The organism is Arthrobacter sp. TJ-217, assembly GCF_058269255.1.
Map to the genome: position 1 here is coordinate 415,958 of NZ_JBZCNJ010000003.1, position 12,695 is coordinate 428,652.

The following is a 12,695-nucleotide window of genomic DNA, read 5'->3' on the forward strand; positions in this document are numbered from 1 at the left end:
GTGGTTGTGCTCACATCTGTTGCTGTCATCGTCCTTCCCGGAGTCGCTCCCTTCGAGTTCGGTGTGGTCTGCGAGGTCTTTGGCATTGACCGCTCCGGCCTTGGCGTCGGCCTGCCGAAGTTCGATCTCCGGTTATGCACACCCATCCCTGGCATGGTGAAGACCGACACCGGGTTCTCCATAGAGGTTCAGGGCGATTTAACGGCCACCAGGGATGCCGATCTGGTGATCACGCTCCCTACCCACTCCTCAGACCCGTTGCCCACCTCCGTCATTGATGCCCTGCAGAGCGCGGACCGCCGCGGGGCGCGCATCTTCTCCGTGTGCTCCGGAGCGTTCGCCCTTGCCGAGGCGGGGCTGCTCGATGGGCGGAGGGCAACCACGCACTGGGCACACTCCCAGGAGCTCGCCAGCCAGTACCCAAACGTCCGCGTCGATGAAAACGTGCTCTATGTTGAGGACGGCAACATCCTGACGAGCGCCGGCACCGCGTCTGGAATCGATGCAAGCCTCTACCTGATTCGCAGGGAATTCGGGGCAAAGGCCGCGGCCGCCATCGCACGGGGCATGGTTGTTCCTCCGCACCGCGACGGCGGACAGGCGCAGTACATCGAGCACCCCATTCCCGTTCAAAGCGAAGACCCGATCGAACAGCTCCTCGCGTGGCTTGACGGACACCTCAATCAGGAATTCTCGGTGCCGGATCTCGCCAGCAAGGTTCACATGTCGGAGCGCACCTTCGCACGGCGCTTCCGGGCGGTCACCGGCGCAACCCCGGCTGCGTGGCTCACGTCCCGCCGGGTGCAGCGCGCGCAGCTGCTCCTCGAGGACACGCACCTCAGCATCGACTCGATCGCCCGCGAGAGCGGCTTCGGCCAGTCGGTGCTTCTGCGCCAGCACTTCCACAGGGCGGTGGGAGTCAGCCCGGCCGCGTACCGGCGAACCTTCCACGGGCCAGCCGAGACCTGCTGCACCCGGTCCGAGATGTCCGAGCTTGCCGACGAACCGGCATGAGCACCGGCCCCTCCCCGTCATCCCTGCTCGGGCTAACCTGGTCGGCCCTCGACGAAACGCCCGAGGCCCTCCAGCGGGTGGTCCCGGGCGGAGAACCCGCCCTCGCCTCGAACCTCCCGGTTGCGCTTCTTGCCCGGGAGTCGGTGGCGGCAGCCTCGCTTGCCGCGGCTCTATGGGCCGACCGGCTCACCCCGAGCAGTGACGGTCGTCCCCGACTGGTGCGCCTCGATGGAACCCGGATCGCAACGGCCTTCACCAGCGAACGGCACCTCCGCATCGATGGCCAAAGCCCCGACCTTTGGGCCCCGCTGTCCGGGTTCTGGGAGGCCGAAGACGGCTGGATCAGGACCCACGCCAACTACCCCCACCACCGGGACCGGTTGCTGGCCGCTCTGGCACTGCCTTCCGAGACCGGTCCCGACCAGTTCGCTGCCCGGGTCCGCTCGGCCCCGGCGCGTGAGCTCGAGGAAAGCGTCTACGCAGCGGGCGGAATCGCGGTCGCCGTCCGCACGCCCAGTGAGGGCCTCAGCGACTGGGGCGGCGACCCGGAGGGATCGCCCCTGGTCAAGACCCTGCTCGGCCCCGGAACCGTACGTTTCACCGGTTCGGGGGCCGCTTCGCCCGCGGCACCACTGCGCGGGCTGCGGGTGCTCGATCTGACCCGCGTGATCGCCGGACCGGTGGCCGCCCGCACCCTCGCCCTGCTGGGCGCCGACGTCCTGCGCATCGACAGCCCGGCGCTTCCCGAAATGCCGGTTCAACACCTCGACACCGGCATCGGGAAGCGCAGTGCCCTCCTTGACCTTTCACACGGAGCCGACAACCGGACGTTCCGCGGACTCCTTGAGGAGGCGCACGTCGTCATCACCGGCTACCGGCCCGGCTCGCTGGACCGTCTCGGCCTGGCACCGGATAGCCTTGCGGCGGACAACCCCGGCCTGATCGTCGGGCGGTTGAGCGCCTGGGGAACCACAGGGCCGTGGGCACACCGCCGCGGGTTCGACAGCATCGTGCAGGCGGCGACAGGCATCGCCATGCGGGAGTCCCCCGACGGCGTCCGCCCCGGCGCCCTGCCGGCCCAGGCGCTTGATCATGCCGCCGGGTACCTGCTGGCCGCCGCCGTCCTGTCCACGCTGCGGCGCCAGCAGGACGACGGCGGGTCGTGGCTGCTTGAGGCGTCCCTTGCCGGCCTCGCCGCGGGACTGCTGCGCGATGAGCGTCCAACCCCCGCTCCCCTGCCGCCCCGCCCGCCGACCCTCGCGGCTAGCATGAACGGCCGCCTCACGGTTGCGCTTCCCGCGCTCGGGTACGACGACGGACCACGAGGGTGGCCCTCCGACCCCAGGCCCTGGGGCGGGGACCAGCCGCAATGGCTCAGCTGAGGTTGCCTCCCGGCAGGAAAATCAGCCGGTTCACTCGTTCGCCCACGCCTGTCGGCGCCGAGGTGGGAGACTGAGTGAATGACCGCAGTGCTGCTTGGCTGGAACCCCTCGTTGTGGGACTGGCACCCCAACTACCCCTCCGCGATCGACGTGGTTAGGGCCACCGGGGTCTTCCGGTCCCGGTGGAATCTCGGCCGCGGCGTTGACGTGCCGGTCGGTGCCGACGCCTGGCTGCTGATCCAAGGGCACAGTCCGAGGGAGCGCGGGCTGATCGGCCACGGCGTCGTCGCATCCGCGCCTTTCGAGGAGGGCCGGGCCGCCGGTCCTGATGATCCGGGCCTGTCGGTGAACGTCGACTTCGACGCCCTGCTCCCCCGCGGTGACCAGATTCCGACGTCGACCCTGCTTGAGCGCGCGCCCGGAGCCGGATGGAGCACGGTGGGTTCGGCACGGCGGATTCCAGAATCGGTCGAGAGGAGCATCAGGACCCTGTGGGCCGAGCACATTCCGGGCGACCTCGACCCGATCCTGCCGCCCCCGGGAACCTATCCGGCCGACGCCCTGACGCGGGTGATGGCCAACCGGTATGAGCGCGACCCCGACGCCCGGCGGGTGTGCCTAGCCCATTTCGGCACCTCGTGCGCAGTATGCGCAATGGACTTCGAGGCGGTGTACGGGCCGGCCGGGCACGGGTACCTGCACGTGCACCACCTCGTTCCGGCGTCAGAGCTGGGTCCGGGGTATGAGCTGGACCCGGTCCAGGACCTCGTGCCCCTGTGCCCCAACTGCCATTCAATGGCCCACCTGGGCTCGCCGGTTCCGTATACGCCGGCCGAACTGCGCCGCATGATGTCGGACTCCGGGTTCCTTCCCGGCACCGCGCTGAGCAAACAGCAGCTCAGATCCCAGGCCGACGCCGCACGGCTTCTGGGCCCCTGACCGCCGGCGCGCCGCCTAACCGCCTGATGTTTCAAGCGCGGCGGCTTTTTCCGCCTGCCGGGAGCACGAGATCAGGACTCCGATCATGGCCAGCAGCGCGATCATTGAGGAGCCGCCGTAGGAGAGGAAGGGCAGCGGGATCCCCACGACCGGGACCAGACCTGTCACGACCGCAATATTGAGCAGTGTCTGGCCCATGATCCAGGCGATTGCCGCACCGCAGACGCAGATGGCGAAGGGATCCTTGGAGAGGCTTGATATCCGGTAGATCGAGAAGGCCAGCGTGCCGAACAGGAAGAGCACCAGCACGGCACCGGCGAACCCGAGTTCCTCCCCAAGCACCGCGAAGATGAAGTCGCTGTGGGCCTCGGGGATCCAGTGGACCTTCTGGCGGCCCTGGCCGAGGCCCATCCCGAACATGCCGCCGCCCGCCAGCGCATAGACGGCCTGAGCTCCCTGGTAGCCGAGCCCCTCGGCGGATCCGTCTCCGGCGGGGTCAAGCCAGACGGAGATGCGGTCCATGCGGTTGGTGCTGGAAGTGACGGCAACATAGGCGGCCGGTACGACGGCGGCGAGGCCGATGATGAACACCTTCAGGCTTGCCCCGGCAAAGAAGTACAGGGCCGCGATGACCAGCGCCAGGATCATGCCGGTGCCGAGGTCCTTTCCTGCGATCACCAGGCCCAAGGCGGCAAGTGCGACGGGGAGGACCGGGGTGATCAGGTGCTTCCAGCCGCGCAGGGGTCGGGCGGGATTCGTCAGGGCCGCGGCAGCCCAGAGGATCAGGCTGAGTTTGAGGAACTCCGATGGCTGCACCGTGAAGGAGCCGATGGCAATCCAGTTCCGGTTGCCGTTAACTTCCACGCCCAGCGGGGTGAAGACCAGCAGTGCGAGTGCGAACGATCCAATCAGCATCAGCCGCGAAAGCTTCTTGAAGCGCTCGAAAGGCGTCCTTGCGAAGATCAGCAAGGCAACAAGACCGATCCCGATCCAGATGCTCTGCCTGCGCAGGGTGTCGTAGGGCGAGCTGCCGCGGGATGCCAGCTCGAAGACCGATGCGGAAAGCACCATCATCAAGCCGATGGCCGCAAGCGACATCGTTGTCGCAATCAGCAGGTTCCGGGCGTTGTGGTGGGAGCCGGGCCCTGTCGAACTGAGGAATTGGACGAGCCGTGAGAGATGCGGAGCCACGATGCTGCGGCGCGGCACGCCCGCAACTGCTGGTCTGACTGCTGTCATAGCGTCCTGCCACCTCGGGTTGACTACTCCGGTCGCGTCGGCGCAGACGCCCTGCGGAAAAAGCCCGCGTTTCCGGGTGGCATGAACCAACACGGCGACGGTACGTCAGGCCGCAGGCGCTTCAGTGGTGGGCACGCACCTGCTCGGTACCTGACTTACGCGCAGAACTACTTGGGTTTTCGCCCCCACCCACGTGGACGCTACGGGGCTTAGGCGGCGCCGACGTGCGGATCACTCCCCACCTCGGTGGGCCGGGCACGTCCGCGCTGGCTTGGCAAAGCCGCGCGAGGATACGCCGGACGCAGGATTAGGACGGTCGGTCTGGGACTGTTGGCTTAGGACGGCTGGACGCCGGGAGCGGCGCGCACCAGCAGGTTCGGGTGGGCGACCTTCCATCCCTCGGCAACGCTCGCCGCGAGGTCGGCGTCATCCTCGACCAGACGGGCCTGTACACCGAAGCCGTCGACACCGAGCACGTACTCTGGAGCGGGACCGTCGCCGCCGCAACCGGCCACCGACTGTCCGTCCTCGTTGTACATGATGAGGCACACCGAACGCTCCGGGTTTTCCTGCAGGTGCGCGAGGTAGTACCTGTCGCCGTTTCGGTCGACCAGCAGGCGCGTGCTGAGCGGGTCGATGGGTGCCCCCGGGGGAAGATCCTGTTCCGGGAGCCGGTCGGTCTCGGTCTGCTCCTCTTGGAACCGGGCAAAACCCATCGGCACTGCCTCAGTGGTGCATGCGCCGGCGAGCATCGCGGTGCCAAGAGCAAGAGCCAATGCGGGCCTGAGTTTCATGCTGTCCCCAACAGTCGTATGTCGGGCCAGCCTACCTGTCTGCCGCAAGGCCAAGCGCCGTCCGCGGTGCGCGCCGGCTCCCCCTAACCGAGTCCATGCGGATCCTCCCGCGGGCCGGTTTCCCAGCCACGGGGACCGCCTCGATCGGAATTGACCCGCTCTTCCCTCACGGCGCACCATAGCCATATCGGCTTCGACGCTGTGAGGAGCGAGCTGTGAAACATAACGCCGATGATCCGCAGCAGAGCGATTTTCATCCGTGGCCACATCCTCTCGGCCCAGGGCAGCTTGCGCTCATCCGGAAGTCCTTCGTCGTCGTCCTGCTTGGCGTGGTGGTGGTCGGCGCCTTCAGTACAGACCTGACCTTCGTGCGCGTGATCGTGAACTGCGTGATCGTGTACGTCGTCGTCAAATGGGCACGTCAATGGTTGTCGGAGAACAAGGAAGGGCCGGGAAGGCCGGGGCCCCAGCCCTAGCCTGGTACCCGCCGGTTCCGAGCGGCACTCACCCGCGCCCTCGGCCACGGTGTTTACGCGAGCGGCTTTTGAAGCACGCCGCGCATTAGGCAAAAACTGCGCAAACCCTGCGGATTATCGATCAAAGATTTCCCTTCCTTCGTGGGACTGTTGATGCACGGGCGCGTCTCACGCCCTATCTTTCGCATTTGTAGTTTCACTCTGGGGAAAAAATGATCAAGAAAACCGGCATTATTGCCGCGCTCACTGCAGGCCTCCTTCTCACCGGAATCGGCGTTCCCGCCGAGGCCGGGACCACCTACACCGGATACCTCCGAAGTGCCGCCCGCGCCCTGCCGGTCGCTTCGGAAAACAACACCGGCTACGACCGCGACCGGTACTTCGGACAGTGGAAAGACACGAACGGCGACTGCCAGAACACGCGCGCCGAGGTACTGATTCAGGAGAGCAAGGTCGCAACCACCTACACGAGCACGAGGCGCTGCACTGTCGCCAAGGGCCGGTGGGTGACCACCTTTGACAACAGGACGCACACCTCCGCCACGACGGTGCAGATCGACCACATGGTTCCCGTGCACGAAGCGTGGGGATCCGGCGCCCGTTACTGGACTCAGGCGCGGCGGGTCGCGTTCTACAACGACATGGGCGATGGCAGGTCGCTTAACGCCCAGACCAGCGCGCTCAACTCGTCAAAGCAGGCGTCCGGGCCGGAACAGTGGCTGCCGCCGAGCAACCGCTGCTCCTACGTGGCCCAGTGGGTTGCGGTGAAGATCCGGTGGGGCCTCAAGGTTGATCCCAATGAAAAGGCGGCACTGGTTCGTTGGGCCGACGCCTGCGCCAATGTCACCCTGAAAGTCACGCGCGCGTAGAAATGCCACGTAAAGCGGCCCCGGCTCCTTGAGCCGGGGCCGCTTTCTTTTGGATCCATGGTCCGAAAGACTCAGATTTCGGGAATGCACGGTCCCGCGCCAAGAATGGCGAGCCCTGCGAGGTCGCCGGGTGCCAAATCTGACGACTCAGGCGTCATCTCCGCGAACATGAGCTGTTCCCGGTCCTCGACGTGGTCAAGTCCCACAACATGGCCCAGTTCGTGAAGGATCACAGCACGAACCAGCTTGTCGTCACCGGCCGTGACCATGGGGGTGAGCTGCGGGGCGTCAAGGACCAGCTTTCCGCTCACGTAAATCTCAGGGTATCCGTCGGCCTGCACGCTGACACCGCCGCCTATCCCAGTCACCTCCCCTGCTAGATCGATGCTCTCCTCCGGTGTGGACCAGACGATGAGGACGGGCGCCCAGCGGTCGCCGTAGAGTTCCATCTGCACGTTCTCGCGGAAAAGGCCCAGCGGTTCGGCGGTACCCCCGTCATACACGAATTGCAGCCCGGTGGCCCGGGATATCCGGTCGACCGGTTCCTTCACCAGCGCTTCACCGCCGGGCGGTGCGTTGTCGGGGCGGATGACATAGTGGATGGGCTCGCAGGGGTCGAATCTGGTCGGGGAACCGTCCGTGCCTCTTGCGAACACGTACGCGTCGCTCTCCTCGGCCAGCGGCTCCGGTGTTCCAAGCGGTTCCGCCGGCTGGCTCAGGAGCGGAGTGGGCCAATTGGCGTAAAGCGCCCGGTTCGGCGGTGCATGGCCCTCCGCGTCCTGGGACAAGTCGTCCACGTTGCCCGCCGCCGTCCAAATGAGGCCGGCCGCCGCCAAGCATACCGCCGCCCGGACCACGGTGGCACGCTTCATGCCGGGGGCTGCCAGCCCGAGAGGCACGACGGGCGGAGCTGAACGAGGTCGGGAGCCGCTATGGCCATGCGCTGCCTTCCTGAGGGAAATTCCGGGTGCCAACCACCGGGGCGCCGACGCTGTGCACGGACGATCGAGCAGTGGATCAGCCGATGCTAACAGGTGGTGCCGTCGTCGCCGTGTGCCACGCGGCGGGTCGTCGATGCCAGGCGCGGGCACTTTCAAGCAGAGGGGCATGTGCCGCGTCCAGGTCAGTCGTGGCCCGCACCTTGATCGACGACAGAAGAAGGAGCAGCACCAACAGGGGAATCCGGACGGCGCTGGGTAGGCCATACCCGAACCTCCGGCAAGAGCTCCTTTATCTCCGGTACGGGTTTTCGTGGAGGTCGAGCCACCAGATGGTGTCGGAGCGGTGGTCCCGGCGCTCCACCGCCTTTCATCCGCCATAATCAGGCGCATGTATATCTCTGCTAGAAATCTGCGGGAGCTCATCCAGATACAAGACGACCCGGACGGACATTTTGAGGTCGTTGGCGAAGGTGACGGGGAGCGCCTCCAATATCACCTCGCCCCGCCGAACAAGGGAGTCTTCGAATTTCAGCTACCCCTCCGCGAGCTTGCCGAACAGGTCAATGCCACGTACCCAAGAGGTGCCGCCGGCTCCGGGATTTCACTGCTGGGCCTTTTTACCATCCACGTTTGGGAAGCGGCACTGACGGCCAAGGAAGGCGAGAGGTTCATGGAGCTCGGCCCATACGGAGTCCGTACCTATAAACCCGGTTCCCGCGGGCATTCCCTCGCTGGCCGGTGATCCTCACAGGTCGCTGCGGCAGCCCGCGCAGAGCCGATGCGTGAGGATGTCACCGGGCTGGGGCAGAATAGGCGCATGTGCGGACGATTTGTGATCGCGGGGAACAAGGCGGCAATGCTCGACGCGTTCAGCGTCGACGAGTCCTTTCAGGATGAGGTGAACCCGTCTTGGAATGTGGCGCCCATGACGGGCATCCCGTTTGTCTCAGAGCGCCTGCGGGACGGAACGCTCACCCGCCGGCTGGACATCGCGAAATGGGGTCTGGTGCCCGTGTGGGCGAAGGATCCGAAGATTGGTTCGAAGATGATCAACGCCCGCGCCGAGACCGTCGTCGAGAAGCCGTCGTTCCGGCAGGCGGCCGCCAAGCGGCGGGCACTGGTGCCGGCGAACGGGTACTACGAGTGGGCCAAGAATCCGGACGGGACCAAGACGCCCACGTACCTTCACCCGGAGAACGAGGACGACCTGATCGCCTTCGCCGCCCTGTTCGAGTACTGGCCGGATCCGGACAAGCCTGAGGACGATCCGGAGAAGTGGCTGACCACGGCCACCATCATGACCACCGACGCCACAGACGCCCTCGGGCACATCCACGACCGGTCCCCGCTCATCGTGCCTCCAGACCTTTACGCGGACTGGCTGGATCCGGCGACGACGTCGAAACAGGACGTGCAGTCCCTCATTGACTCGATCCCGCCGCCGGTCCTTGTTCCCCGCGTTGTCGGCAAGGAGGTGGGATCAGTGCGCAACGACGGACCCCACCTCATCCGGCCGGCCGAGTAGGGAACCCGGGTCAGCCGCCAGATGCTTCATGGCAGGGACCCCGGCGGGCTTCACACCTTGGTGAGTCTGGCGCGAAGTGCGGCGTTCTCGGCTTCAAGTGTGTCCATGCGGCGGCGGACGGGGTCAATGACCTCTTCAAGTTCGGCCAGCGTGTATTTGGGCGTGATGTGCTGGGGGCAGTTCCAGTCAAAGGCTTCGACGTCCACGACGACGGCGCGTTCCACGACGCCGCCGTAACCCTCAACGGCCAGGGCCTTGAGCATTTCCGGATCCTCGTCCCGCGTGATGATCCGCGCGTTTCCGAAAAGCTTCAGTCGATTCTGATTCGCATAGTCAACGGCGATGATCGAGACCTTGTCCGTCGAAGCCATGTTTCCGGTGCTCACGTACTGAAGGTTGCCCCGGAAATCGGCCCAGCCGATCGTGTGCTTATCGAGGACCTTGATGAAGCCGGGCGGGCCACCGCGGAACTGCACGTAGGGCCACCCCGTCTCTCCAACACTGGCAAGGTACATCCCGTCCCGTTCCTCGAGATAGGTCTGCTCCCGCGGCCCCAGCGGGTCGGACCCGGGCGCCGCCAACGCCTTGTCTGCCTTGGGGCCATAGAAGTCGCCGCTTCCGTGGCGCTCCTGGGCCTGCCGGACTGCCGGTGTGAATGCTATGCCCGCGTAATGCTTGCTCATGGTTGGGTCCTTCGACTCATGGTTGGGTTCCTATGCTTATGGTTCCGCCCCTGGGCTGATAGCCGGCGAGCCGCGACCGTGAGTGGGCAAGGACTCGGATGCGCCGTGGGACTGACGAAAGGCGCTTCCACCGGTGCTGGCGCGGGCATCGATGCCGACAGCCCCGCCTCTCCCACTCCCGGTGAGGGCGGGAGAATCGGGGCAGCCGGTCGTGCCGGCGGTCACAGGGACTCGGCGATGATGGTCGTCAGGTCGACGAGCCTGTTGGAAAAGCCCCATTCGTTGTCGTACCACGCGACAACCTTGACCTGGTTTCCCACGGCCTTTGTCAGCCCGGAGTCGAAGATCGCCGATGAAGGGTCTCCGACGATGTCCGAGGAAACGATCGGGTCCTCGGTGTAGCTCAGGTAGGGGCTCAGCGGTCCGGTTTCAGCGGCGGCCTTGAAAGCAGCGTTGACCTCCTCCGCGGTCACTTCGCGGCTCAGGGTCACGGTGAGGTCGGTGGCGGAGCCTGTCGGGACCGGGACCCGGATGGCGTAGCCGTCGAGTTTGCCCTTGAGCTCGGGAAGGACGAGGCCGATTGCCTTGGCCGCCCCGGTGGAGGTGGGCACGAGGTTCACTCCTGCTGCGCGGGCCCTGCGCAGGTCCTTGTGCGGTCCGTCTTGCAGGTTCTGGTCCGCAGTGTAGCCGTGGACCGTGGTCATCAGCCCGCGCTCGATTCCGAACGCGTCATTGAGCACCTTGGCCACCGGCCCCAGGGAGTTGGTGGTGCAGGAGGCGTTCGAGATGATGCTGTGCCGCGCCGAGTCATAGTCCTTGTCGTTGACGCCCAGCACGACGGTGAGGTCCTCACCGCTGGCGGGCGCGGAGACCAGGACCTTCTTCGCTCCGGCGTCCAGGTGCTTGCGGGCGTCGGCTGCGTTGGTGAAGAACCCGGTCGATTCGATGACGATGTCTACGCCGAGGTCCTTCCACGGCAGCTTCGCTGGATCGCGTTCGGCCAGAACCTTGATCGTCCGGTTTCCCACGACCAGGTTGCCGTCGTCGACCGTCACGCTGGCGTTAAGCCGGCCTCCTACGGAGTCATATTTGAGCAGGTGCGCGAGGGTAGCCGGGTCGGTGAGGTCATTGACCGCCACGATTTCGAAGTCAGCGTCCCGCTCGAGGGCGGCTCGGAAGTAGCTTCGCCCGATTCGGCCGAATCCGTTGATGCCAATGCGTACTGTCATGATGACTCCTTCTGTCCCCGGGCAGGGACTTCTTCCTTGGGGTTGATGGACATTTGGGGAGGTCTGGAAGGCAGGCACCCGGGTGCTGCGGGCAGGCAGGCCGGGGCCTTTGCGTTGTGGTTTGTGAAGTTATGAGGTCAGCGCCGGGTGCTGGTCCGGGCTGACCGCCTGGGTAGAAAGCGCGGCTCTCGGGAGCTACCGCACCAATTACAGCACCGTTAGTGCACTAATTATTCCGCGCGATGTTCCGCCCGGGCGAAGGGGCACGGGTGGCTCGTCATGAGCACCGGATGGAGCGCCGGCACGTAGGCATCGATGAGCAGGCCGATGCCCGGACCAATCGGCGATCCAATGACCAGGGCTGTAGGCACGTCCGCGAGCCGGGGAACCCGGGAAAAAGCCAGTGGGTTCCCTGGGCGCGAGGCGTGGATGAGGTAGCGAGACTTTTGGGCATCAACTGACCACACCGGTCGGTGCTAGGAAGGAGATCTTCATGAACGCCTCATTTCCGGAGCCGGACACCGGACAAAGCCCCGGCAGGGAGTCGACCCCACCCCGCGCCCGGCGCCGGTACGCACGGCGCGCGCTGAGCATCATTGCGCTGCTTGGCGCCTGCATCGCCCTGCTTGGCGCCTGGATGACGCCCGCCTTCTCCGTCCCCGGCTCCGCCGAGCAGCAATCGGACACCGGAACGGGCAACTCGGCCGAGCCGGTAATGCCGACGATCGTGTTCGTGCACGGCGCCTGGGCCGACAACAGCGGCTTCGCCGCGTCCATCACGGATCTCCAGGACCAGGGCTACCGCGTCATTGGAGCGTCGAATCCGCTGCGCCATCTCACGACCGATTCGGCGTATGTCGCGTCCCTTCTGGCCACCATCGAAGGCCCGATCGTCCTGGTGGGGCACTCGTACGGCGGCGCCGTGATCTCCAACGCGGCTTACGGCAACGAGCAGGTCAAAGCCCTGGTGTACATCAACGGCTGGGTGCCCGATGAGGGCGAAAGCGTCCTCCAGCTCGCGCAGCTGAACGAGGGCAGCCTGGTCCCCGAGGCCCTGGTGCCGGTTCCCTCAACGAACCCCGACGGAACCGAGGTCGTTGACCTGTACCTGGACCCGGAGAAGTTCCGCGAGGCCTTCGCCGCCGACGTTGACGAGGAGACCGCCGCCGTTTTGGCGGCCACGCAGCGGCCGTTCGCCGAAGCGGCCTTCGGTGCGCCGTCCGGACCGGTCGCCTGGAAGACCATCCCGTCCTGGTACCTGCTGGGCACCGAGGACAAGGCCATTCCCCCGGCCACCCAGCGTTACATGGCCGAACGGGCAGGCTCCACGATCACCGAGGTGGAGGCATCGCATGTGTCGATGATTTCCCAGCCGGAGGCCACGACCGAGATCATCCTCGATGCCGTGCATGCGACGACCGGCGAACACCACCACTAGGCAACAGCTCGGGCATCGACCGGAACACGGAACCGGGTGGCGGCTCGCTGTCACCCGGTTCCCCCGCCAAGCGGTTCCACCCGCTGAACCCCGCCGGGGCAGTTACGACCCGGAATTCATCGATAGAGCCGGCAACCCCTCACATACCTGCGCGCCCACCCGCCGC

General features: G+C 66.0%; 14 protein-coding genes. 8 read left to right on the forward strand and 6 right to left on the reverse strand.

Features of this window, described 5'->3' with window-relative positions; all coding sequences use genetic code 11:
- Window positions 1-6: 6 nt before the first annotated feature.
- The 3 genes from AC4D2R_RS07790 to AC4D2R_RS07800 all read left to right on the forward strand — a co-directional run bounded on the left by AC4D2R_RS07790 (window position 7) and on the right by AC4D2R_RS07800 (window position 3,335).
- The gene (locus AC4D2R_RS07790; RefSeq protein ID WP_490938991.1) at window positions 7-1,014 is read left to right on the forward strand and encodes a GlxA family transcriptional regulator; all 1,008 of its coding nucleotides are present in this window, start codon (window positions 7-9) and stop codon (window positions 1,012-1,014) included.
- Window positions 1,011-2,396, forward strand: a complete 1,386-nt coding sequence (locus AC4D2R_RS07795) for a CoA transferase (RefSeq protein WP_490938993.1) — start codon at window positions 1,011-1,013, stop codon at window positions 2,394-2,396. Before AC4D2R_RS07790 ends, AC4D2R_RS07795 begins: the two co-directional genes overlap by 4 nt.
- A 78-nt stretch (window positions 2,397-2,474) precedes the next feature.
- On the forward strand, window positions 2,475-3,335 hold the full coding sequence (locus AC4D2R_RS07800) for an HNH endonuclease (protein WP_490938995.1): 861 nt from the start codon (window positions 2,475-2,477) through the stop codon (window positions 3,333-3,335).
- A gap of 15 nt (window positions 3,336-3,350) precedes the next feature.
- Here AC4D2R_RS07800 and ftsW read toward each other — a convergent pair whose 3' ends face one another.
- Together ftsW and AC4D2R_RS07810 are read right to left on the reverse strand one after the other, a co-directional pair.
- Entirely contained in the window at window positions 3,351-4,574 is a 1,224-nt protein-coding gene (ftsW, locus tag AC4D2R_RS07805; protein WP_490938997.1) for a putative lipid II flippase FtsW, read from the reverse strand.
- A 335-nt stretch (window positions 4,575-4,909) separates the two neighbouring features.
- Window positions 4,910-5,368 carry a hypothetical protein gene (locus AC4D2R_RS07810; RefSeq protein WP_490938999.1) on the reverse strand — a complete coding sequence of 153 codons (459 nt, stop codon included), beginning with the start codon at window positions 5,366-5,368 and terminating at the stop codon, window positions 4,910-4,912.
- A gap of 215 nt (window positions 5,369-5,583) precedes the next feature.
- On the opposite strand from AC4D2R_RS07810, the gene AC4D2R_RS07815 reads away from it, so the two are divergent.
- Together AC4D2R_RS07815 and AC4D2R_RS07820 are read left to right on the forward strand one after the other, a co-directional pair.
- On the forward strand, window positions 5,584-5,844 hold the full coding sequence (locus AC4D2R_RS07815; protein ID WP_490939001.1) for a hypothetical protein: 261 nt from the start codon (window positions 5,584-5,586) through the stop codon (window positions 5,842-5,844).
- Window positions 5,845-6,056: 212 nt separating this feature from the next.
- Entirely contained in the window at window positions 6,057-6,713 is a 657-nt protein-coding gene (locus tag AC4D2R_RS07820) for an HNH endonuclease family protein (protein WP_490899738.1), read from the forward strand.
- 71 nt (window positions 6,714-6,784) lie between these two features.
- Here the strand turns inward: AC4D2R_RS07820 and AC4D2R_RS07825 are convergent, their stop codons facing one another.
- On the reverse strand, window positions 6,785-7,510 hold the full coding sequence (locus AC4D2R_RS07825) for a matrixin family metalloprotease (protein WP_490939002.1): 726 nt from the start codon (window positions 7,508-7,510) through the stop codon (window positions 6,785-6,787).
- Between the two features lie 532 nt (window positions 7,511-8,042).
- Here AC4D2R_RS07825 and AC4D2R_RS07830 point away from each other — a divergent pair.
- Both AC4D2R_RS07830 and AC4D2R_RS07835 read left to right on the forward strand, forming a co-directional pair.
- Entirely contained in the window at window positions 8,043-8,396 is a 354-nt protein-coding gene (locus AC4D2R_RS07830; protein WP_490939004.1) for a hypothetical protein, read from the forward strand.
- Window positions 8,397-8,471: 75 nt separating this feature from the next.
- Entirely contained in the window at window positions 8,472-9,179 is a 708-nt protein-coding gene (locus AC4D2R_RS07835) for an SOS response-associated peptidase (RefSeq protein ID WP_490939006.1), read from the forward strand.
- 50 nt (window positions 9,180-9,229) lie between these two features.
- Here the strand turns inward: AC4D2R_RS07835 and AC4D2R_RS07840 are convergent, their stop codons facing one another.
- The 3 genes from AC4D2R_RS07840 to AC4D2R_RS07850 all read right to left on the reverse strand — a co-directional run bounded on the left by AC4D2R_RS07840 (window position 9,230) and on the right by AC4D2R_RS07850 (window position 11,462).
- Entirely contained in the window at window positions 9,230-9,862 is a 633-nt protein-coding gene (locus AC4D2R_RS07840) for a pyridoxamine 5'-phosphate oxidase family protein (protein ID WP_490939008.1), read from the reverse strand.
- 221 nt (window positions 9,863-10,083) lie between these two features.
- Entirely contained in the window at window positions 10,084-11,091 is a 1,008-nt protein-coding gene (gap, locus tag AC4D2R_RS07845) for a type I glyceraldehyde-3-phosphate dehydrogenase (RefSeq protein WP_490939010.1), read from the reverse strand.
- Window positions 11,092-11,321: 230 nt separating this feature from the next.
- Entirely contained in the window at window positions 11,322-11,462 is a 141-nt protein-coding gene (locus tag AC4D2R_RS07850; RefSeq protein ID WP_490939012.1) for a hypothetical protein, read from the reverse strand.
- Window positions 11,463-11,584: 122 nt separating this feature from the next.
- On the opposite strand from AC4D2R_RS07850, the gene AC4D2R_RS07855 reads away from it, so the two are divergent.
- The gene (locus AC4D2R_RS07855; protein WP_490939014.1) at window positions 11,585-12,529 is read left to right on the forward strand and encodes an alpha/beta fold hydrolase; all 945 of its coding nucleotides are present in this window, start codon (window positions 11,585-11,587) and stop codon (window positions 12,527-12,529) included.
- Window positions 12,530-12,695 lie beyond the last annotated feature (166 nt).

Bases quoted from the DNA above. Each gene is read 5' to 3' on its own strand.
- AC4D2R_RS07795 (WP_490938993.1), top strand. From the start codon at position 1,011: ATGAGCACCGGCCCCTCCCCGTCATCCCTGCTCGGGCTAACCTGGTCG.
- AC4D2R_RS07800 (WP_490938995.1), top strand. From the start codon at position 2,475: ATGACCGCAGTGCTGCTTGGCTGGAACCCCTCGTTGTGGGACTGGCAC.
- ftsW (WP_490938997.1), bottom strand. From the start codon at position 4,574: ATGACAGCAGTCAGACCAGCAGTTGCGGGCGTGCCGCGCCGCAGCATC.
- AC4D2R_RS07810 (WP_490938999.1), bottom strand. From the start codon at position 5,368: ATGAAACTCAGGCCCGCATTGGCTCTTGCTCTTGGCACCGCGATGCTC.
- AC4D2R_RS07820 (WP_490899738.1), top strand. From the start codon at position 6,057: ATGATCAAGAAAACCGGCATTATTGCCGCGCTCACTGCAGGCCTCCTT.
- AC4D2R_RS07830 (WP_490939004.1), top strand. From the start codon at position 8,043: ATGTATATCTCTGCTAGAAATCTGCGGGAGCTCATCCAGATACAAGAC.
- AC4D2R_RS07835 (WP_490939006.1), top strand. From the start codon at position 8,472: ATGTGCGGACGATTTGTGATCGCGGGGAACAAGGCGGCAATGCTCGAC.
- AC4D2R_RS07840 (WP_490939008.1), bottom strand. From the start codon at position 9,862: ATGAGCAAGCATTACGCGGGCATAGCATTCACACCGGCAGTCCGGCAG.
- gap (WP_490939010.1), bottom strand. From the start codon at position 11,091: ATGACAGTACGCATTGGCATCAACGGATTCGGCCGAATCGGGCGAAGC.
- AC4D2R_RS07855 (WP_490939014.1), top strand. From the start codon at position 11,585: ATGAACGCCTCATTTCCGGAGCCGGACACCGGACAAAGCCCCGGCAGG.